Below are 21,493 nucleotides of genomic sequence, written 5' to 3' on the forward strand. Positions count from 1 at the left end.
CCAGAACAAAAAACGACGGTAAAGGCCGTCGTCCTGCGAGACAAAGGGGTTGATCGTGGGCTGGGTCCAGGATTATCAACCGGCTGGCGGACTGTGGGTTTCCGCGCTGCTGGCGGCGCTGCCGATCATCGTGCTGCTGGTGGCGCTCGGCGTGCTACGCCGGTCGGCGCACCTTTCGGCGGCGCTGGCGCTGGTGACCGCACTGGGCATGGCGTTGCTGCTGTACAAGATGCCGATCGGGCTCGCCTTCGATTCGGCGGCGATGGGCCTGGTCTTCGGTGTGTGGTCGGTCGCCTGGATCGCCTTCCACGCGGTCTATTTCCACAACGTGACCGTCGCGACCGGACGGTTCGACAGCATCAAGGCAGTGCTCGCCGGGTTCAGTGAAGACCGGCGGCTGCAGGCACTGCTGATCGCGTTCAGCTTCGGCGCGTTGCTCGAAGGCATCGCGGGCGGCGGCTCGCCGATCGCGATCACCGCCGCGATGATGGCGGCGCTCGGCTTCCCGCCGGTGAAGGCGGTCGTGCTGGCGTTGCTGGCGAACACCGCGCCGGTGGCGTTCGGCGGGCTCGGCAATCCGCTGATCGTGCTGGGCAGGCTGACCGCGCCGATCATCGGCAAGTCGCCGGAGCAGGCGACCGAGCTGTACTCCGCGATGGTCGGCCGTCAGCTGCCGGTGCTGGCGTTGATCGTCCCGGCATTCCTGGTCGTGGTGCTCGCCGGGTGGAAGCGGATGGTCGAGGTCTGGCCGGCCGTGCTCACCGCGGGGCTGGCGTTCGCCGCCATGCAGTTCGTGGCGTCGAACTTCATCAGCGCGAGCCTGGTCGACGTGCTCGCGGCGCTGGCCGCGATGGCGGCGCTGTGGATCCTCACCCGGTTCTGGCAGCCCAAGACGGTCTGGCGGTTCGATGGCGAGGAGCCCGTGAAAGCGCATTCAGGACAGAGCGTCGGCGCCGCCAAGGTCGAACGCGGCGCGCTGTACGCCTGGATGCCGTACATCATCCTGATTCTGGCGATCTTCCTGTCCCGGATCGGCACCATCTTCAAGAACCTGCCGACCTGGCTGGATCTGTCGAAGCTGCTGCACAAGGCCGACTGGGTGTTCGCCTGGCCCGGACTGCACAACCAGGTGATCCAGCACGCGCCGATCACCCCGAAGAACACCCCGTACGCGGCGAAGCTGACCGTGGACTTCCTGTTCTCACCGGGAACGGTCGCGCTGACCGCGGCGATCATCGCCGGTTTCGCGATGGGCGCCAGGCCGGGACTGCTGGTGCAGACCTACCGGAAGACGCTGTTCCAGATGCGCTGGGCGCTGGCCACGATCTTCATGATCCTGGCGATCGCCTTCGTGATGAACTACTCGGGCGCGACGCAGACACTCGGCCTCGCGCTCGCCACGACCGGCGTGCTGTTCCCGCTGTTCTCCGCCTACATCGGCTGGCTCGGCGTGTTCCTCACCGGTTCGGACGCGTCGACGAACAGCCTGTTCGGGCCGATGCAGGTCATCTCGGCGCAGCAGCTGCACATCGACCCGGTGCTCGCGGGCGCCACCAACACCTCCGGTGGCGTGATGGGCAAGATGATCTCGCCGCAGAACCTCTCCATCGGCGCGACGGCCATCGGCCAAAGCGGCAAGGAAGGCTCACTGCTGCGGCAGACGTTCTTCTGGTCGATCGCGCTGACCGCGGTGGTCGGCGTGATCTCCCTGCTCCAGGCGACGATCCTGTCGTTCATGATCCCGAGTTAGCGCGCGGTTCACCATTCCGTTCTGGCCCGGTCACCAATTTGTGACTGGGCCAGACGGATGAATATCGCCTTGGCTCCCGCGACGGCCGACTTACCGTTGCTTCATGCCACTCACATTGCTCAAAGGTACGTTCCAGATCGTCGGTGCCTCTCCCGATGGGGACTCGGTACGTTTTTATCCGGATGATCCGTCGGCGATACCGAAGGACATGAAAGTCCGCCTGAACGTGCGCGGCGGAATGCAGTTGCGGCTCGACGCGATCGACGCGCTGGAAACCCACTACCAGGCGCAGAATCACGGCGGAATGTGGCACCAACCTCCGGAATGGGGTGGTGCGGCGTCGGAAAGACTCTTGTCCTACTTGGGTTTCACCAAGGTCGTGCGCAACGAACGGGGCATCGTCACCTCGTCGACCCCTGACCAGGTCTCCGGTCACATCCTCACCAAGTTCGCCGACAAATACGGCCGCGCGGTCGCTTTCGCGTTCCCCGGGCAACGGCCGGGCCGTTCGGTCGACGGCAGCTCCGTGTACCTCGACGCGAAGGGTTTGAAGTCGTCGGCGAACTACGTGCTGACGAATGAAGGGCTGGTCTACCCCACTTTCTATTCACTGCTTTTCGTCGATCTGCGCCAGGCGTTGTCGGACGCGGCCGTCGCCGCGCGCGAAGCGGGAACGGGACTTTGGGCGGATGACACGACGAATGCCGGTTTCCGGCTCCGCAGCCGCAAACAGCTGAGCGACACGCAGGTGATCATGCCGAAACTGTTCCGGCGCCTGGTCGACTATCTCGGCCTCGACGAAACGGGCGGCGTTTCGCTCGCCGCGTTCCACGAGTACGTCGACACCCGCGACGACCGGCTGTTCACCGTCCCGGACGGCCAGTCGACGGAGTTCGCGACACTGGTCGAGGTCAAGCGGCAGACGCTCAAGGTGACCACCGAACCGGAACGGATCGTCTTCCTCGAGGGTTGACCTCGAGTCCACTGGAGGTCGCAAGATCACCGCTGTGGACGAAACCGTGCTGAAGCGACTGGACCGTGAAGACAACGCCTGGCTGTGCACCTCGCGGCCGGACGGGTCACCGCACCTGACCCCCGTGTGGTTCGTGTTCGACACCGCGTGGTGGGTCTGCGTGCTCGAAACCAGCGTCAAACATCGCAACATACGGCGAGATCCACGGGTCTCGCTGGCGTTGGAGGACGGCATCGCGCCCGTTGTCGCGGAGGGAGTCGCGACGGCGCACACCACCGCTTTCCCGGCGCGGATCGTCGACGCGTTCGCCGCGAAGTACGACGGCTGGGACATCGGGAAACCGTACGCGGGCACCGGCCGGGTGCTGTTCGAAATCCCGGTCACGCGCTGGCTGCTCGCCGGCGTCGCGCAATGAAGACCGCCCTGTGAAACCTGCCCACTGAAAAAGCGGGATGCCCCGGCAAGGGACATCCCGCTTTCGGTCAGGCTCAGAAGTCGCCCGGTGGCACCCATGGCGTGCCGGGGAAGAAGATCCGCCCCTCCGGCCGGTACTGCCTGCCCATGACGTTCTGCCATGACCACGGCTGCAGCTCCGGGTCCTTCGGCCAGTACTGGTCCCAGATGGCGCTCTTCTCGTCGCGCCAGTAACCCCAGACGTTCTCTTCGTACTCGGCGATGATGTAGTTCTGGTACTCGTCGCGCCTGAGCAGCGTCTTGTTCTGGTTGTTGACCGCGGCGTTGGCCGTGAGGATGGCGCCCGAGATGTGGTCGATGTGGTCGGGGTTGCCGTTCGAGTCGATCTCCCGGTGCCCGATGGTGCTCTGCGTGCGGATGAAGTCCGGGTTCACCGTGGTGATGATCGACTTGAGCATCGCCTGGAACTGGGTCTTCGTGTACCCGGGCCTGCCGTCGATCGGCTTGGCGACGAACGACGGGTTGTGCAGCATCCGGTAGAGATCGCCGTTGTCGGCGCCTTCCGCCGCGTGGATGAAGGTGAACACGAGGTGCACGTTCGTCCCGTTGAGACGGTTGGTCGCGACCTGGCGCCCGGCGAAGGTGCGCGGCTCGTACTCCCAGGAGTTGGCCACCTTCGCGGCGCGGGCGTACGCGGCACGCGCGCCCTGGATGCGCAGGTCCGCGTAGTCCATTCCCCAGTGCGTGCGACCCGGTTTGTACGCGACCTCACCCGCGGTCAAGTAGACGATCCACACTTCCCAGCCCGCCTGGACATCGGAGGCGATGTCCGGGTTCATAAAAAGGAGGTCGTCGTCCTGGTGTGCGATGAAACTGATCGTCTTCGACACGGCCAAGCTCCTAGTAAGCGGCTGAATCCGACGGGTTACCAGGGCCCGCAGGACTTGTTTCGACAAGTGAAGGCAAGATCCCCTCGATACTCAAGAAGCTGAGCCGAATCGTGAGGGGACCCTGCGCGATTCGTCACGCCCAGTAACTCACATAGTCGGACGGCGGCACCCAAGGCGTGCCGGGCTCGAAGATGCGGTCGTTGGGCCGGTACTGCTTCCCCATCACCTCGAACCACGAGCTCGCGTTGAGCTCGGGGTCGTGCGGCAGATACTTGGACCAGATGGCGGTCTTCTCGTCGCGCCAGTAGCCCCAGACGTTGTCTTCCCAGTCCGCGATGCAGTAGCAGTGGTACTCGTCGCGGCGGACCAGCGTGTTGTGGTTGCCGTCCACGCACGCGTCGGCGACCAGGATCGCGGCCGCGGTGTGGTCGATGTGGTCGACGGTGTTGTCCGGCCTGCGCATGCGGTGGCCGATGGTGCTCTGGGTGCGGATGAAGTCGGGGTCGGCCCTGACGATCAGCGCGTGCAGCATCGAGGTGAACTGGGCCTTGGTGTAGCCGGGCCTGCCGTCGATGGGGTTGGCGACGAACGACGGGTTCGCCAGCATCCGGTAGAGGTCACCCTTGTCGGAGGCCTCGGCGGCGTGGACGTAGAGGAAGACCAGTCGCAGGTTGACGCCGTTCAGCGTGTTCGTCGCGATCTGCCTGCCGTCGACCCAGATCGGCGCGTACTCCCAGGAGTTGGCGACCTTGGCCGCGCGGGCGTACGCGTCGCGCACACCCTGGATGCGCAGGTCCGCGTAGTCCGCGCCCCAGACCTTGCGGTCGGGGTGCGCGGCGTCGGGCGGCCCCACGTCACCCGCGGTCAGGTAGACGACCCAGACCTCGGAGCCCGCCTGGATGTCCGAGGCGATGTCCGGGTTCATGAAGAGCAGGTCGTCGTCCTGGTGCGCGATGAAACTGAGCGTCGTCGTCACAGCCAAGCTCCTAGTAAGGATTCGAATCGATTGAGCAAAAACTTATTCACCCAGCACCGAAGAAGAGCTAACGAATTGTGAGGGAGCGCCTGGCTCTTTGTCACCCCAGGAGCCAACGTCACCCTCTAACCCAACACACCCCTTCTAGGTGACACTCTACCCACGATCCGTGGCCACCTGTAGCCATCTCACCTGGATGCGCACCTGGTCAGGTGATCGCCAAGGACAGGCCCCTCGTTACATCCCTGCGAGATCACTCACAAGAGGCAACGACGACACCTCTGGCTGATCTGAGCGGGTCATTATCCGGCGATCCAAGGAATTGATTTCTCGAATTGCATTTCCGTTGTTATGCGAACGCGATTCTTGATCGTGAACAAAAGCGCCATGGCACGTCCGTGGAGCGGTACGACCCAGGGTGGGTATCCGGCCGAAACGGACACTCGCGTCACTCGATCGAGTGAACGGATAGTGAGCATCTTGCTCCACCCCCGTGCGGGGTTAAGATATTTCGGCCCTCGATCGATTGTCGGCGATCAGCTCGGCACTACCGCACCCCGCACCTGGCCCGAGCTGCGGCGGACCCGGCCGAAGGGGTACCGCTGAGTGGACGATCAGCCGCCCGAAAGGGCAAGGAAGCGCCGTTGAACGTGGTTCGATCACCGGGATACCGGTGTGACAATCCGTTACCAACGAACCTCACCCGGCCGTTTAACGACCGAGGCGTACCGCTCGCCGCTGAACCCATCACTTATTCGCTCGGCATAGGACGATCTTCGCCATCATGGGCTGATCGGGGTAGCGCCTTTACCCCGGGGAACGCAGTACGCGGCCCCCTGCTGACACAGAGGGCCGCGTGATTGTCCACTGCCTCTTTGCGGTTAACCAGAAAGGTAGAGAACGTCCGTGACTGTACAGGCAGGTCTCGGCGAAAAGCCAGACGAAGAGTCACCCACACGAGCGCAAAACGAGCAGCAGGCCAGGGGCCGTAAGTCCCCGGTGACCCTGGACGACCTGCTGGGCGGCAGCGGCGAGTGGCCGAGCTTCACGCCCCATGAGGACGCCAAGCCGGCCAAGCGCAAACGCTGGTAGCAAAGAGCTCCCGCATCGTGGCGATGCGGGAGCGCTTCGTAAGCGGACTCTTCCGAGTGGAGCCGGCAAGGGGCCTCGAACCCCTGACCTCCTGTTTACAAGACAGGTGCTCTACCAACTGAGCTATACCGGCGTGACCGGGCTCAGTATATCTAGGGCTTGCGCAGGCTGGACGTGGGCGTCGCCGAGCAGCGTCTTGTAGGACGCGCCGTGCCGCAGCGCCGAGTCCGGGTTCTTCTTGTCGAGCAGGTAGTACCAGTCCACTTGGGTCGCGGCGGGTGTCACCTCGACCACGCAGGGTCCGTGTGAGTCGAGTTCCACGTACCGGGTGTGCGGGTTGAGCCTGCGGAGTTCGGCCTCGATGGCGAGTGAGGCGGTCCGCGGCGGGACCTTGAACAGCTCGTCGAAGTTGTCCGAGGTGACCGAGGTGCAGACGAACTCCGTGGCGACCGAGCGGCCGGACTCGAGCGGGACGTCGTTGGCCCACGAGGTGTGGATGTCGCCGGTCAGGAACACCGTGTCGGTGATGCCGTGCGCGTCGAGAGTGTCGAGTACGCGCCTGCGATCGGCGAGGTATCCGTCCCAGATGTCCGTGTCGGCGGTCGGGAGCTGGGGCTGGTCGGCGAGCAGCGTCCGGAGCGCCGTGGCGGCACGGGGGTCGGGCAGCGTGGGCAGTTTGAGCGGGCTGATCATCACGGAGTTGCCGACCAGGCGCCAGGTCGCGCGGCTGTGCACGAGCCCGTCGAGGAACCATTCGCGCTGCTCGGCGCCGAGGATGGTGCCCTCGGGGTTCTCGCCTGGCGCCTTCGGCTGCTGGGTGCGGTAGCTGCGCAGGTCGAGCATCGTGAGGTCGGCGAGCTTGCCGAAGCGCAGGCGGCGGTAGAGGCGCTCGCCCGCGTTGCGGACCGGCATCCACTCGAAATAGGCGCGGTGCGCGACGGCCTTGCGGACGGCCCAGTCGCCCTCGGTCGCGGGGTCGTGCGACGGCGAACCGCCGGACCAGGCGTCGTCCGCGGCTTCGTGGTCGTCCCAGGTGGCGATCATCGGGTGCCTCGCGTGCATGCGCTGGACGTCCGGGTCGGACTTGTAGAGCGCGTGGCGCACGCGGTAGTCGGCGAGCGTCTCGAGCTCGTGCGGCGGCAGGCTTTGGCGTAACGCGGTCGCGTCGCCCGCCATCTCGTAGATGTAATCGCCGAGGTGGATGACGGCGTCGAGGTCGTCGCGCTCGGCGAGGTAGCGGTACGCGCCGAAGTAGCCGACGTGCCAGTTCGCGCAGGAGACCATGCCGAAGCGCAGGCGGTCGACGTCGGCGTTGTGCCGGGGCGCGGTGCGGGTGCGGCCGACCGGTGAGCACTGGCCGCGGAAGGTGAAGCGGTAGAAGTAACCGGTGTGCGGGCGCAGGCCGTCGGCGCTGACCTTGACCGTGTGGTCGCGGTCGGGACCGGTGCGGACCCGGCCGCACGCGACGATCCGGCGGAAGCCGGCGTCGGCGGCGACCTCCCAGCCGACCTCGGCCGCCGGGCCCGCACCGGAGCCCGGTGTCGCGTCCGGGCTCGGCGTGACCCTGGTCCACAGCAGCACGGAATCCGGGAGCGGATCGCCTGAGGCGACACCGTGCGCGAACGCGGGTGTCGCGGCTTCGGCCTTACCTGGCAGTGCGACGGCGACCGTGGCTCCGGCGGCGAGCAGGACGGTGCGTCGGCTCAACGATGATTTCCCCATAGCGCTCGATCATGGGGCCAACGGCGGGATCACGGCAACCGTCGGAGCGGTCCCCAAAATGTCAAATTTCGCGAACTCCCGCTGATCTCCGAGGCGCGCCTCGATACGCTTGAGGTGGCCGTCCGCGTCGACCCAGTACCGCACCCGCGCCCCGTCGGCCGACGGGGTTTTGCCTGCCTGCTGCGGGCCTTCCAGCACGTCGACATCGACGCCTTCGACGGTGTCCTTGCGCAGCCAGCGCGCCGAACTCTGTTGCAGCAGCTGGGCGTTGTCCGGGCGGTCGGCGGCGAGGTTGACCAGCAGCCGCAGCGCGCCGTCGATCTCGGAACCGGCTTCCTGGAACTTCCTGATCTGCCAATCGCCGTCCGGCGGCGGGTCGACCGGCTCGGTGGCCGGGTCGGTCAGGTACGCCAGCGTGCTGAGGTTCCACTGCAGCAGGCCCGCGCTCGTCGGGTCGTCACGGCCCTCGGTGCGCATCGCCGCGTAGCCGAGGTGGTCGACGAAATCGATCCGGCCGGTCAGCAGCAGTTTGCCGCCGGGGCTGGGGATGCCCGCGGTGAACTTGGCGCTTTTGGCCGTGTAGTTGGTGAACCGGACCAGCGCGAGGCGTTCGGCCTCCCCTGTGGACAGTGAACGTGGCTGCGGCGCTTCGGCGCATCCGGCGAGCAGGAGCGCGACGAGTACGATGGCGCGTTTCACGAGCGGACCGCCGATCGGTCGGCGAACAGGTCTTCGGAAGGCACCACGACCGCGGCGAGGTCGATCTTGCCCGGCAGGCCGCGCGCGGGTTTCGCGGGCGCGGTCGCGGCGTCGGGCAGGTCAGGCTGCGCGGGCGGCGGGGCGACCTCGGTGAACGGCACTCCGCGCGGCGCGGCGACCTTGGGCAGCGGAACACCGGGACCGGTCGCGCACGTCTTCAGGTCTTCCGGGCGGCTGGTGCCGATTTCGTTGTCCTGCAAGCAGTTCTCGGTGCCAGGTGATCGTGTGGACGCGGTGTAGGCGAAGTCGACGCCGTTGCCGGTGATCACGTTCGCCCGCACCTTGTTGTCCTGCGGCGGCAGGTCTTCGCTGGAGCCGAGCGCGAGCCCGGTCGACGGGTTCGCGCTGACCCTGTTGCGCAGCAGCATGTTCCCGCGTCCGCCCGCGAGTCCGATGCCGAGCCCGAACGCGCCGTCGGCCTGCGCCGGCGACGCGGGTTCGGCGTTGTGCGTGACGAGGTTTCCCGCGATGGTCGCGTTTTCCTGCGGTACGAATGCTTCCTGATAGTCCGAATTGGACGTCATGCCGACCCGGTTCCCCGAGAACCTGTTGCCCAGCACGAACATGTCACCCGAGGCGTTGGTGCCCTCGTAGCCGACCGCGTTGCGCTCGGCGACATTGCGGCGGACGACGATGTCGCACGGCTTGCACTGGCCGACGTAGAACCCGGAGTCGGCGCTGCCGGAGGCGTAACTGTCCTCGATGACGCCGTGCTGCGCGTCGAAAGCGTAGATCCCGTACAGCGCGTTGTTGGACGCGGTCACGTACGAGACGCGGAACCCTTGCAGCGGCGGGAAAGCGCTCGGGTCGAGCTTGTGGTAGCCGTCGCTGCCCCTGGCGAGGCCGCCGTTGCCGTCGCTGAGCCCGGTGAAGAGGACACCGTTGAGCGTGTGGTTGCGGACGGTCAGGTTCTCGACGGTCACGCCCGCCGCGGTGACCACGATGCCGTTCGCGCGGCGGACCTCACCGTCGATGACCACGCCGCCGCGTTTCGTGCCGCGCAGGGTCACGTTGGGCGTCTTGATCCGGACGGATTCCTTGTACACACCCGGATCGACGAGGATGAGGTCGCCGTCGTGGGCGGCGTCGACGGCCTCGGTGATCGTCTTCGCGTTCTGCGGCACCCGGATCGTGCCCGACTCGGGACGCACCTGGGTCCCCGAACAGGAGGCGGTGCCGAGCACGAGGGCCAGCACCAGGCAAAGTTTGCGACGCACGAGCAAGGACAGTAGGTCTTCGCTACGCGAGAGCCGTCATCTCTGCCAGCAGTGTCACCCGAAATAGGGATTTCTCGTCGCCCGGTTGGGTAACGCCGGGGCGATGTGGAGAATACGGATGTGAATGCGATCTCGCGGCGTCACCTGCTGCTCGGGGCGGGAACCGCGGCACTCGCCGCCGGGTGCGCCGCCGCGCCCGCGGTCTCCACCGTCGTGGACCCGTACGGCGCGCACCAGGCCGGTGTCGTCACGCCCGCGCAGCGGCATTGCGACGTCTCCGTGTGGGACGTCGCCGAGCTGGACGCAGGCGCGCTCGGCAAGGAAATCGGGGCGCTGCGGCGGAATCCGGCGCTCGCCGGGATGCCGTTGGACGACCTCACCGTGACGATCGGGCTGGGGCCGCGGCTGGCTTCCCAGGTCGGCGAGCTGCCGGAATTCCCCGGCGACCAGGTGCCGGCGTCTTCGCGTGGCGGGGATCTGCTGGTGCAGGTGTGCGGAGAGGACCCGCTTTCGGTCTCGCTGGCGTCCGGACTGCTCGGCCGGGGAACGTTGCGGTGGCGGCAGAACGCGTTCCGCGGACCGTCCACTTCGGCCGGTCCGGCGCGGAACATGCTCGGGTTCGTCGACGGCATCGTCGGGCCGACGGAACCCGCGCGCGAGGTCTGGCTCGACGGCGGCGGGACGATCGCCGTGGTGCGGCGGATGCGGCTGCGCGTCGCGGACTTCCTGGCGCGGCCGGTGCCAGAGCAGGAGCGGGTTTTCGGGCGGCGCAAGGACGACGGGCGCCCGCTTTCGGGCGGCGACGAGGTCGACCTGAGCGCGAAGAGCCCGGACGGGCAGTACCTGATCCCGGCCGACGCGCATGTGCGGTGGGCGCATCCGATGTCGGCAGGCGTGCCGACGATGCTGCGGCGGTCGTACAACTACGACAACGGCGGCGACGATCGCGGGCTGCTGTTCATCTCGTTCCAGCGGGAACTGCGGACCTTCGTCAACACCGCGTACCGGATGGCGGACGGGGACGCGCTGCTGCGCTTCGCCACGACCACGGCCTCGGCGGCGTTCTACGTGCTGCCCGGCTTCACCGCCGAGCGGGCGCTGGGAGCCTGAGCAGGCCTGAGGGCGGGCCGCCGCCCCCGGTATCCAGTTTACCTTCCGGCACCGACACAAAAGGGGTCGTGAGTGGTTTGGCCGGTTAGAACCGGCGGTACCACTCACGACCCCTTTTGAGCTGGGCTGGGATAAAGCGGGCTTTATCCCAGGGAGTTTAGCGGGCTTTATCCCGGGGGATAAAGCCCGCTAAATCCCGGGCCCTTAGCCGTCTTCCTTGCGGCGGCGAGCCGCGATGATCAGGAAGGCGATACCCGCGAGCAGGATCAGGGAACCGATACCCAGCGGAAGCGCGGCGCTGAAGCCGGTCTTCGCCAGCGGGCCCTTGGGGTTGCTCGTACCCGGGGTACCGGGTTCCTGCGGGTTCTCGTGTCCGCCGAGCAAGCCCGCGTCGAGCGTGAGGTCTTCACGCTTGTCGGGGCCGACCGTGACGGTCTTGGTGCAGCCGGTGGTCTGGTCGGCTGCGGAGTTCTTCCCGGCCTCGCCCTTGTTGGGGGCGGTGAGGGTGTAACCCTTCACGTCGTACGGGAGGTTCTTGATGTCGAAGCACACCATGTAGGTGCCGTCAGGCAGCTTGGGGAACAAGTACTTGCCATCGGGACCGGTGGTGGTCTTCGAGATCTCCTTGCCATCCTTGTCCTTCAGAACCACGGTGACGTCCTTGACGCCGGGCTCGCCCGGGTCCTGGATGCCGTTGTCGTTCTTGTCGAGCCACACGAAGTCACCGATCTTGTTGGTCGGCTTGACCACACCGAGGTCGATGGTCAGGTCTTCGCGCTTGTTCGGCCCGACGGTGACCGGCTTGGAGCATCCGGTCGACGGGTCGGCGTCGGAGTCCTTGCCCGCGTCGCCCTTGCCCTGGTCGGTCGGGATGTAACCCTTCACGGCCTCAGGCATGTTCTTGATGTCGAAGCACACCGTGTACGTGCCGTCCGGAACCTGCGGGAACAGGTACTTGCCATCAGGTCCGGTGGTGGTCTTGGTGACTTCCTTGCCGCCGGAGTCCTTCAGCACCACACCGACACCCGGAACACCCGGCTCGTCGGGATCCTGGATCCCGTTGCCGTTCTTGTCGTTCCAGACGAAGTCACCGACCTTGTTCGGTTCCGGCTTGACCGGCGGCACCAGACCCGCGTCGACGGTCATGTTGTCCGGACCGAGCTTCACCGGCTTCGTGCATCCGGTCGCCGGGTCGGCGTCGGAGTCCTTCGCGTCATCACCGGCGTCGGGCTTGGTCGGGGTGTACCCCTTGACCGCCTCCGGCATGTTCTTGAAGTCGAAGCACACCGTGTACTCGCTCGCGGGCAGGTTCGCGAACACGTACTTGCCGTCGGTGTCGGTGGTGGTCTTCTTGTCACCGTCCGGCGTCTTCAAGGTGACCGTGAACCCGTTGACCCCCGGCTCGCCCGGATCCTGCAGGCCGTTGCCGTTGGTGTCGATCCACACCGTGTCACCGATCTTGAAGACCGGCTTCTCCGGCTCGACCAGACCGGCGTCGAGCGTCAGGTTGTCCGGGCCCAGCTTGACCGGCTTGGTGCACCCGGTCGCCTGGTCGGCGTCGGAGTCCTTGGCGTCGTCACCCGCGTCGACCTTGGTCAGAGTGTAACCCTTGACCGCGTCCGGCATGTTCGCGATGTCAAAACACACCACGTACTCACCGGCGGGCAGCTTGTCGAAGCCGTACTTGCCGTCCGGACCGGTCTTCGTCGAGCTGATCTCCTTGCCGGCGCCGTCCTTCAGCACCGCGGTGACACCCGGGACACCGGGCTCGCCGTCGTCCTGCAGACCGTTGGCGTTCTTGTCGATCCAGACGAAGTCACCGAGCTTGAACGCACCGGCAGGCGGCGCGACCAGACCCGCGTCCAGCGTGAGGTCTTCACGCTTGTCCGGGCCCAGCGTCGTCGTCTTGGTGCACCCGGTCGCCAGGTCGGCATCGGAGTCCTTGGCGTCGTCACCGGCGTCGACCTTGGTCAGGGTGTAGTCCTTGACCGCGTCGGGCAGGTTCTTGACGTCGAAGCACACCTGGTACGTGCCGTCCGGCAGGTCGCCGAAGCCGTACTTACCGGAAGCGTCCGTCTTCGTGGTGCCCTTGACCGCTCCGGCGCCGTCCTTCAGCGTCGCGGTGACGCCCTCGACACCCGGCTCGCCGTCGTCCTGCAGACCGTTGTTGTTCTTGTCGATCCACACGTAGTCGCCGAGCTTGTTCAGCACCTTGACCGGCTCGATCAGACCCGCGTCGAGCGTGAGGTCTTCACGCTTGTCCGGGCCCAATGTCGTCGTCTTGGTGCAGCCCGTGTCGAGCGCCGCGTCCGAGTCCTTCGCGTCGTCACCCGCGTCGACCTTGGTCAGGGTGTAGCCCTTGACCGCGTCGGGCAGGTTCTTGACGTCGAAGCACACCGAGTAGGTGCCGTCTGCCAGCTTTTCGAAGATGTACTTGCCGTTGTCGTCGGTGAGGGTGGTGGAGAGCTCCTCACCGGCGGCGTTCTTCAGCGCGACCTCGACGCCCTTGACGCCGGGCTCGCCGTCGTCCTGCAAGCCATCCTTGTTCTTGTCGATCCACACGTAGTCGCCGAGCCGGTTCAGCGCGGGCGGCGGCGGTGCGATCAGACCCGCGTCGAGCGTGAGGTCCTCACGCTTGTCCGCGTCGAGCACGGTGGTCTTGGTGCAGCCGGACGACGGGTCCGCGTCGGAGTCCTTCGCGGGGTCGCCCTGGTTCGGCGTGGTCGGCTTGTAGCCCTTGACCGCTTCCGGCATGTTCGCGAAGTCGAAGCACACCTGGTAAGTGCCGTCCGGCAGGTCGCCGAAGCCGTACTTACCCGAGGCGTCGGTCTTGGTGGTGCCCAAGTCCTTGCCCGTGCCGTCCTTCAACGTCGCCGTGACGCCTTCGACGCCGGGCTCGCCGTCGTCCTGGACGCCGTTGGCGTTCTTGTCGATCCAGACGAAGTCGCCGAGCTTGTTCTTCGGCTCCACCGGAGCGACGAGACCCGCGTCGAGCGTGAGGTCCTCACGCTTGTCCGCGCCGAGCACCGTGGTCTTGGTGCAGCCGGTCGCCGGGTCGGCGTCGGAGTCCTTCGCGTCGTCACCCGCGTCGACCTTGGTCAGCGAGTAACCCGCCACCGCCGCCGGGAGCGCGGACATGTCGAAGCACACCTGGTAGGTGCCGTCGACCAGATCCCCGAAGCCGTACTTGCCATTGGCGTCGGTCGTCGTCGTGCCGAGCTGCTTGCCCGCGCCGTCCTTGAGCGTCGCCTTGACGCCCTCGACACCGGGTTCGCCGTCGTCCTGCAGACCGTTGTCGTTCTTGTCGATCCACACGTAGTCGCCGAGCTTGTTCAGCGGCGACACCAGACCGGCGTCGAGCGTGAGGTCTTCACGCTTGTCCGGGCCCAGGACCGTGGTCTTGGTGCACCCGGTGTCGACAGCGGCGTCGGAGTCCTTCGCGTCGTCACCCGCGTCGACCTTGGTCAGGGTGTAGCCCTTGACCGCGGCAGGCAGGTTCGCCACGTCGAAGCACACCTGGTAAGTGCCGTCGACCAGATCGCCGAAGCCGTACTTGCCATTGGCATCGGTCGTCGTGGTGCCCAGGTCCTTACCCGCGCCGTCCTTCAGGGTCGCCTTGACACCCTCGACACCCGGCTCGCCGTCGTCCTGCAAACCGTTGCGGTTGTTGTCGATCCAGACGTAGTCACCGAGCTTGTTCAACGGCGACACCAGGCCCGCGTCCAGCGTGAGGTCTTCACGCTTGTCCGCACCCAGCACGGTGGTCTTGGAGCAGCCGGTCGCCTTGTCGGCGTCGGAGTCCTTGGCCACGTCGCCCTTGTTCGGGTCAGTGAACTTGTAACCCGGCATGTTCGCGATGTCGAAGCACACCTGATACGTGCCGTCCGGCAGGTCACCGAAGCCGTACTTGCCGTCGGCGCCGGTCGTCGTGGTGCCCAGGTCCTTGCCGGCACCGTCCTTCAGCATGACCTTGACGCCGTTGACCGGCGGCTCGCCGTCGTCCTGCAGACCGTTGCGGTTGGTGTCGACCCAGACGTAGTCACCGAGCTTGTTCTTCGGGACGATCGGGGCGACGAGACCGGCGTCGAGCGTGAGGTCCTCACGCTTGTCCGGACCCAGCACCGTGGTCGGCGTGCAGCCGGTGGTCGGGTTGGCGTCGGAGTCCTTCGCGTCGTCCGAGCCGGCGCCTTCCTTGGTCAGCTGGTAGCCCTTGACCGCTTCCGGCAGGTTCGCCGTGTCGAAGCAGACCTGGTACGTGCCGTCCGGCAGCTTGTCGAACAAGTACTTGCCGTCCGGGCCCGTCTTGGTGGTGCCCAGCTCCTTGCCCGTGCCGTCCTTGAGCTTCACGACGACGTCGGGAACACCCTTTTCGTCGGCGTCCTGGACGCCGTCGGAGTTGGTGTCGAGCCACACGTAGTCGCCGAGCTTGTTCTGCGCGGAGACCAGACCGGCGTCGAGCGTGAGGTCTTCACGCTTGTCCGGGCCCAAAGTGGTCGTCTTCGTGCAACCCGTGTCGAGTGCCGCGTCGGAGTCCTTCGCGTCGTCACCCGCGTCGACCTTGGTGAGGACATAGCCCTTCACCGCGTCGGGCAGGTTCGCCACGTCGAAGCACACCTGGTAGGTGCCGTCGGGCAGGTTGTCGAACAGGTACTTGCCGTCGGGACCGGTGGTCGTGGTGCCCTTGACCGCACCCGCGCCGTCCTTCAGCGTCGCCTTGACACCCGGGACGCCCGGCTCACCCTCGTCCTGCACACCGTTGGCGTTCTTGTCGTTCCAGACGAAGTCGCCCAGCTTGTTGGTCGGCGGAACCAGACCGAGATCCAGCGTCGGATCGTCGCGTTTGTCCGGCCCGAGCACCGTGGTCTTGGTGCACCCGGCCGCGTCCGCGTCGGAGTCCTTCGCGTCGTCACCGGCGTCCGGCTTGGTCGGCTTGTAACCCTTGACCGCGTCCGGCAGGTTCGCCACGTCGAAGCACACCGAGTAGGTGCCGTCCGGCAGCTTGTCGAACACGTACTTGCCGTCGGGACCGGTGTTGGTGCTGCCCAGGTCCTTGCCCGCGCCGTCCTTCAACGTGACCTTGACACCCGGCACGCCCGGCTCGTCCGGGTCCTGCAAACCGTTGGCGTTCTTGTCATTCCAGACGAAGTCACCCAGCTTGTTGGTCTGCTTGACCGTCAAGCCACCGTCGACACAGTGGTCGACCGAACCGGCCTTGCCGACGGTCACCGCAGCGGTGCTGGTCGCCGGGTCCACATTGGAATCAACGCAGCGGTCGGCACCCGCTTCCTTCGCGGTCCAGTTCAACGTCGCCGCCGCCGGAGCACCCGGAAGCTTGCTCGTGTCAGCCGCCGAGTAGTCGAACTTCACGTTGTAGCAGGTCTCGGCCTTGAGACCGTCCGCCGTGCCGAAGTAGTACTCACCCTTGGCGTCGGTGGTCTTCACCGGCAGCGCCGCACCACCCGCACACGGCGTCGCGGTCACCTTGACACCCGGCACCGCAGGCTCGTCGCCGTCCTGCACGCCGTCGGCGTCGGTGTCGAACCAGACACGGTTACCGATCTGCACCGGCGCGAGGTCGCACAGCGCCTCGAGGTCGGCCAGGCCGTTCGCCTTGCCCCAGCCGTCACCCAGCGGGTCGTTGTCCGTGGTGTTGACCTGGTACGAGTTCGTGTGGTCCTCGTTCTGCATCGTGCCGTCTTCACGGCCGAACCAGCCGATACCACCCGAACGCACGCTGATCGGGTCCATCACGGTGTTCGCCATGCGGGTCTCGCCGTACAGCATCGTCAGTGCGCCCTGCGAGGTTTCCTGGTGCAGGATGTCTCCGCCGCTGTTCGCCCAGTACTCGCCGGGGTAGTACTCCACGACGCTCGCGGGCTCGCCGAAGTTCTTGCCGTCGTTGTGGTTCGGGCAGCCGCTCGCGCCCTCCCAGGCGTACGAGCCGTTGGCCTGCCGGCAGACCCGGTTCAGGTCGCCACCGACGATCGACGAGTTCTCGCCCCCGGAGCCGTCGGGCGCGGGGATGTTCGAGCCACCCATGTCACCGAACCGGTCACGGAAGTCGAGTACCAGGTCGCCGTTCTTCTCGATGCCGATGTCGGTCATCAACGGCTGCGGGTAGGTGTCGTGCTTGATGCCCTCGACGCCGGTGTCGTCCCAGTTGTCGGTCCAGGGGAACCAGTGGTTGCTGGGCTTGCGCGAGGCCAGCGCGTAGCCGCGCTCGAAGTCCAGCGTCTTGGTGAGGATCGGGGCGCTGAACGCGGCGCCGTCGAACGTCATCACGACGGCCTTGAGGTCGGTGAGCTTCTTCGACGACTGCGCCGAGCAGACACCACCGACGTACACCTTGCCGTCACGCACGGCCAGCGCGCCGGGGCGCCAGTCGGCCGCGTTGGGGCAGGCCGTCGCCGGGATCGCGAACGACCCCTTGGGCGCGGCGGCCGTCGCGGCGGTCGCGTCGAAGGTGTAGAGCTTCTTGTCGTTGAAGTTGATGACGTAGAGGGTCGAGCCGTCCTCGCTGATGTCCACGTCACCGAGGGACTGCTTGCCAGGGATGCCGAAGAACGGCCCGTCCATGCTGGTCGCCATCGCGTGCGCCGTCGTGCCCGCGTTGGGCACGGTGGCGAACAGGCTGGTGGCGCCGCCCGGAGCGGTCACGTAGATCGCGCCCTGGCCCTTCGGCCCGTATTCGGCGAGCCGCTTGGCGAAAGCGCCCGAGAAGAGACGCTTGTCCTCCTTGCGGTACGCGAGGCCGTAGACCGTGCCGATGTCGCTCTGCTTGGCCAGCTGCGTCGGGTTGTCCTTGCCGCGCTGGTTGTACGGGAAGGTCACCAGCGAGCGAGCGCCCGGCGAGGCGTTGCTGCTGCCGTCCTTCTTCCGCGCGCCACGCTGGCAGCTGGTGACCAGCGTCGGGTTGGACTGGCAGTAGTCCGAGGGGTTCCAGACACCGACCGTCAGCTCGACCGCCTTGCCACCCGACACGTCCGCGAAGGAGGTCAGCGTGGACAGTCCCTTGCCGGCGGGCGCCGGTTTCAGGTACGACATCGAGTCGGGGATCTTGGTGTCCACCCGGTACTTGCCGGTGGGCAATGCCTTGGTGTCGATGGTGACCGTGCCGTCGGCCGCGGTCGTCCCGGTGGCGGTCGCTCCCGTCGGCGCGGTCACGGTCACCCCGATGCCCGCGACTCCGACTTCGAGCGCGGCTTCGTAAGAACCGTTACCGTTGACGTCACGAATGACGCGCACCTTGAGAGTTCCATCCGCCGGATCAGCGGCCGCCTGTGGCGTGGACGAGACGAACACCGTCCCACCGCCTACCAGGGCGACCGCGAGCGCGAACCCGAGTGCCTTTCTCAACACTGGCCTCCTGCAGCCAAAGAAAACCGTGAGTCCGGTTCGCACGCATGACGACAAGGCACTCGAACCGGTACCAATCGGGCCGATAATGGCCACTTTGGACAGTCGACGCCCGTGGGAACCGCCGGACGGGCGACTGTTTCCACCCGTCAGTGGGAACTTGCTCAAGTGGCGGAAGACACGTTCGCGGTCCTGCAACGCTCGCGGTCACCGAGTCGATGCTCATGCGGGAACCTGACGAAAGGGGTGGAGATGGCCAAGCTCAATCAACGCACGAAGCGGTCGGTACGCAGACGTGCCTGGCAGATTCTGGAAGCGCCTGCCGACGAACAGCCGACCGGCCACGCCGAGGCCACGATCGGCCCCCAGGTTCCCGATGACACGACCGTGAACTTCGTGCTCGACCTCGCCTCGCGCATCGGTGAGGTCCAGATGTCCAGTGGCGCCGGTGCCTCCGACGTCACCGCGACCATCCTCGCGCTGACCTCCGCGCTCGGCCTGCCGTACTGCGAAGTGGACGTCATCTTCACCTCGATCACCGTCACCTGCCACCGCGGCACCGATCTCGCGCCGGTGACCGCGTTGCGCGTGGTGCGCTCGCGCGGGCTCGACTACACGCGACTGTCCGAAACGGAACGGCTGGTCCAGCAGATCACCCGCGGCAACGTCAGCGCCGAAGAGGCGCAGATCGAGTTGCAGAACATCACCGCGGCGCCGCACCCGTACCCGCGCTGGGTGGCCACCGCCTCCTGGGGCGCCATGGCGTTCTTCGTGACGCTGCTGCTCGGCGGCGGGCTGGACATCGCGGTCGTCGCCATGGTGATCAGCGCGGTGATCGACCGGGTCGGCAGGCTGCTCAACCGGTACGCGCTGCCGTTCTTCTTCCAGCAGGTGGTCGGCGGCCTGCTGGCGACACTGGCCGCGATCGCCGCGGTCAGCTCCGGGCTGCTCACCACCGACCGGCCGACGCTGGTGATCGCCGCGGCCATCACCGTGCTCCTGTCCGGGCTCTCCACCGTCTCGGCCGTGCAGGACGCGATCACCGGGTTCAACGTGACCGCGGCCGGGCGCACCACCGAGACGGTGCTGATGAGTGCCGGGCTGATCGCGGGCGTCGTGCTCGGCCTGAAGATCGCCGTGTTGCTCGGGCTGCAACGCGACACGCTGCCCGCGGATCTCGTGACCACGCCCCAGCAGCTCCCGATCGTCGTGCTCGGCGGCGCGGGCGCGTCCGCGTGCTTCGCGCTGGCGTCCTACGCGACCGTGCGCGCGCTGCTCGTCGGCGCGGCGGCGGGCACCATCGGCGCGGCCGTCTACGGCGCGCTCACCCTGGCGATGATCGACAACATCAGCGCGTCGGCGATCGCGGCCACCCTGGTCGGCTTTTGCGGCGGCGTGCTCGCGCGGCGACTCAAGGTCACCCCGCTGGTCGTCGCCGTGTCCGGGATCACTCCCCTGCTGCCGGGTCTGTCGACTTATCGAGGGCTGTACCAGATCGGCGTGGAGCGCAGCGGCAACATCTCCACGCTGATGACGGCCGTCGCGATCGGGCTTGCCCTGGCAGCGGGCGTGGTGCTCGGTGAATATCTCGCGCAGCCGGTGCGGACCGGGCTCGGCAGGCTGGAGCGCAAGCTGTCCGGGCCGCGGATGGCGGGGCCGCTGCGGCCGTCGAAGCGGCGCCTGGAGTAGCGCCCGACTTCCGGCGGGCGCGCTAGGGTTTTCTTTCAGCCGCGATCTCGAAGAGGGAGCAGCCGGAGTGACTCAGATCAGTTCCGCGCCTGGCAAGCCGGCAGGCGCCGAGTTCGTCGTGGTGGCCAACCGGCTGCCGGTCGACCTCGAACGGACCTCAGACGGAACCCAGCGCTGGACGGCGAGCCCCGGCGGGCTCGTCTCGGCGCTCGAACCCTTCCTGCGTTCACGCAAGGGCGCGTGGGTCGGCTGGCCCGGCGTGCCCGACGTGGAGGTCAACGAGTTCGATGACGACGGGCTCGTGCTCCACCCGGTGACGCTGTCGTCGGCGGAGGTCCGTGACTACTACGAGGGTTTCTCCAACGCCTCGCTGTGGCCGCTGTACCACGATGTGGTCGAGCGGCCGGTGTTCGATCGCAGCTGGTGGGACAGCTACGTCAAGGTGAACCGGCGGTTCGCCGAGGCCAGCGCGAAGGTCGCCGGGCACGGCGCGATCGTGTGGATCCAGGACTACCAGCTGCAGCTGGTGCCGACCATGCTCCGCGAACTGCGCCCCGACCTGCGGATCGGCTTCTTCCTGCACATCCCGTTCCCGCCGGTCGAGCTGTTCATGCAGCTGCCGTGGCGCGCGGAGATCGTGCGCGGGCTGATCGGCGCCGACCTGGTCGGCTTCCACCGGCCCGGCGGCGCGCAGAACTTCCTGTGGCTCGCGAGACAGCTGATCGGGCTGGAGCCGAGCCGCGGCGCGGTCGGCGTCCGGTCCAGACCCGGCATGGTCCAGGTCGGTGACCGGACGGTGCGCGTCGGCGCGTTCCCGATCTCCATCGACGCGGCCGGACTTGACACACTCGCCAGGACAAAAGGGGTCGCCGACCGGGCCGCGCAGGTGCGCCATGACCTGGGCGATCCCAAGACCGTGCTGCTCGGCGTCGACCGGCTCGACTACACCAAGGGCATCGACCTGCGGCTTCAGGCACTGCACGAGCTGCTGCAGGAAGGCAGGGTCAAGCCGGGCGACGTGACATTCGTCCAGCTGGCGACGCCGAGCCGCGAGCGGGTTGAGCATTATCAACGGATGCGCGCGGACATCGAGCAGATGGTCGGCCGGATCAACGGCGAGTTCGCCAGGGTCGGCCATCCCGTTGTGCACTATTTGCACCAATCGGTGGACCGGACCGAGCTCGCGGCGTTCTTCTCCGCGGCCGACGTGATGGTGGTGACGCCGTTGCGTGACGGGATGAACCTGGTGTGCAAGGAGTACGTCGCGTGCAGGCACGACCTCGGCGGCGCGCTGGTGCTGTCCGAGTTCGCCGGCGCGGCCGCCGAGCTGACCAGCGCCTTCCTGGTCAACCCGCACGACCTGGACGGGGTGAAGAACGCGCTGCTGGCAGCCATTACGCTCGACCCCGCCGAGGGCAGGCGCCGGATGCGCGCGCTGCGTCGCCAAGTCCTCACCCATGACGTCGACCGCTGGGCGCGCTCGTTCCTCGAAGCGCTCGGAAGTGAAGTGGTCGAATGAAAGCCCAGTCCCCATAAGCTTTGTTA

The 21,493-nt window shown here is 66.9% G+C and carries 13 protein-coding genes and 1 tRNA gene; 7 read left to right on the plus strand and 7 right to left on the minus strand.

Features of this window, described 5'->3' with window-relative positions; all coding sequences use genetic code 11:
• Positions 1-55: 55 nt before the first annotated feature.
• The 3 genes from AB5J62_RS39095 to AB5J62_RS39105 all read left to right on the plus strand — a co-directional run bounded on the left by AB5J62_RS39095 (position 56) and on the right by AB5J62_RS39105 (position 3,138).
• Positions 56-1,750: an L-lactate permease gene (locus tag AB5J62_RS39095; RefSeq protein WP_370945068.1), complete on the plus strand. Its 1,695-nt coding sequence runs from the start codon at positions 56-58 to the stop codon at positions 1,748-1,750.
• A gap of 208 nt (positions 1,751-1,958) precedes the next feature.
• On the plus strand, positions 1,959-2,723 hold the full coding sequence (locus AB5J62_RS39100; RefSeq protein WP_370945069.1) for a nuclease: 765 nt from the start codon (positions 1,959-1,961) through the stop codon (positions 2,721-2,723).
• A 34-nt stretch (positions 2,724-2,757) separates the two neighbouring features.
• Positions 2,758-3,138, plus strand: coding sequence for a pyridoxamine 5'-phosphate oxidase family protein (locus AB5J62_RS39105; protein ID WP_370945070.1), 381 nt, complete (start codon positions 2,758-2,760; stop codon positions 3,136-3,138).
• Between the two features lie 73 nt (positions 3,139-3,211).
• Here AB5J62_RS39105 and AB5J62_RS39110 read toward each other — a convergent pair whose 3' ends face one another.
• Positions 3,212-4,027, minus strand: a complete 816-nt coding sequence (locus AB5J62_RS39110) for a PIG-L family deacetylase (RefSeq protein ID WP_370945071.1) — start codon at positions 4,025-4,027, stop codon at positions 3,212-3,214.
• Positions 4,028-4,160: 133 nt separating this feature from the next.
• Complete coding sequence (locus AB5J62_RS39115; protein WP_370945072.1) at positions 4,161-5,003, minus strand: PIG-L family deacetylase; 843 nt, start codon at positions 5,001-5,003, stop codon at positions 4,161-4,163.
• A gap of 906 nt (positions 5,004-5,909) precedes the next feature.
• On the opposite strand from AB5J62_RS39115, the gene AB5J62_RS39120 reads away from it, so the two are divergent.
• Complete coding sequence (locus AB5J62_RS39120; protein WP_370945073.1) at positions 5,910-6,095, plus strand: hypothetical protein; 186 nt, start codon at positions 5,910-5,912, stop codon at positions 6,093-6,095.
• A 57-nt stretch (positions 6,096-6,152) separates the two neighbouring features.
• On the opposite strand, the gene AB5J62_RS39125 is transcribed toward AB5J62_RS39120, so the two are convergent.
• From AB5J62_RS39125 to AB5J62_RS39140, 4 genes are all read right to left on the minus strand, one after another.
• Positions 6,153-6,228: transfer RNA gene (locus AB5J62_RS39125), tRNA-Thr, on the minus strand.
• On the minus strand, positions 6,219-7,802 hold the full coding sequence (locus AB5J62_RS39130) for an alkaline phosphatase (RefSeq protein WP_370945074.1): 1,584 nt from the start codon (positions 7,800-7,802) through the stop codon (positions 6,219-6,221). The genes AB5J62_RS39125 and AB5J62_RS39130 overlap by 10 nt, the downstream gene beginning before the upstream one ends.
• A 24-nt stretch (positions 7,803-7,826) precedes the next feature.
• Complete coding sequence (locus tag AB5J62_RS39135; RefSeq protein ID WP_370945075.1) at positions 7,827-8,516, minus strand: hypothetical protein; 690 nt, start codon at positions 8,514-8,516, stop codon at positions 7,827-7,829.
• Entirely contained in the window at positions 8,513-9,793 is a 1,281-nt protein-coding gene (locus AB5J62_RS39140) for a nitrous oxide reductase family maturation protein NosD (RefSeq protein WP_370945076.1), read from the minus strand. The genes AB5J62_RS39135 and AB5J62_RS39140 overlap by 4 nt, the downstream gene beginning before the upstream one ends.
• A gap of 120 nt (positions 9,794-9,913) precedes the next feature.
• On the opposite strand from AB5J62_RS39140, the gene AB5J62_RS39145 reads away from it, so the two are divergent.
• On the plus strand, positions 9,914-10,903 hold the full coding sequence (locus tag AB5J62_RS39145) for a Dyp-type peroxidase (RefSeq protein ID WP_370945077.1): 990 nt from the start codon (positions 9,914-9,916) through the stop codon (positions 10,901-10,903).
• Positions 10,904-11,107: 204 nt separating this feature from the next.
• On the opposite strand, the gene AB5J62_RS39150 is transcribed toward AB5J62_RS39145, so the two are convergent.
• Complete coding sequence (locus tag AB5J62_RS39150; protein ID WP_370945078.1) at positions 11,108-18,259, minus strand: SdrD B-like domain-containing protein; 7,152 nt, start codon at positions 18,257-18,259, stop codon at positions 11,108-11,110.
• Positions 18,260-18,493: 234 nt separating this feature from the next.
• On the opposite strand from AB5J62_RS39150, the gene AB5J62_RS39155 reads away from it, so the two are divergent.
• Together AB5J62_RS39155 and AB5J62_RS39160 are read left to right on the plus strand one after the other, a co-directional pair.
• Complete coding sequence (locus tag AB5J62_RS39155) at positions 18,494-19,948, plus strand: threonine/serine exporter ThrE family protein (RefSeq protein ID WP_370950459.1); 1,455 nt, start codon at positions 18,494-18,496, stop codon at positions 19,946-19,948.
• A gap of 67 nt (positions 19,949-20,015) precedes the next feature.
• On the plus strand, positions 20,016-21,467 hold the full coding sequence (locus AB5J62_RS39160; protein WP_370945079.1) for a trehalose-6-phosphate synthase: 1,452 nt from the start codon (positions 20,016-20,018) through the stop codon (positions 21,465-21,467).
• Positions 21,468-21,493: the final 26 nt, after the last annotated feature.

The organism is Amycolatopsis sp. cg5, assembly GCF_041346955.1.
Lineage (GTDB): Bacteria > Actinomycetota > Actinomycetes > Mycobacteriales > Pseudonocardiaceae > Amycolatopsis.

Excerpts from the sequence above, each read along its gene's own strand:
- AB5J62_RS39100 (WP_370945069.1), top strand. The coding sequence starts at position 1,959 with ATGAAAGTCCGCCTGAACGTGCGCGGCGGAATGCAGTTGCGGCTCGAC.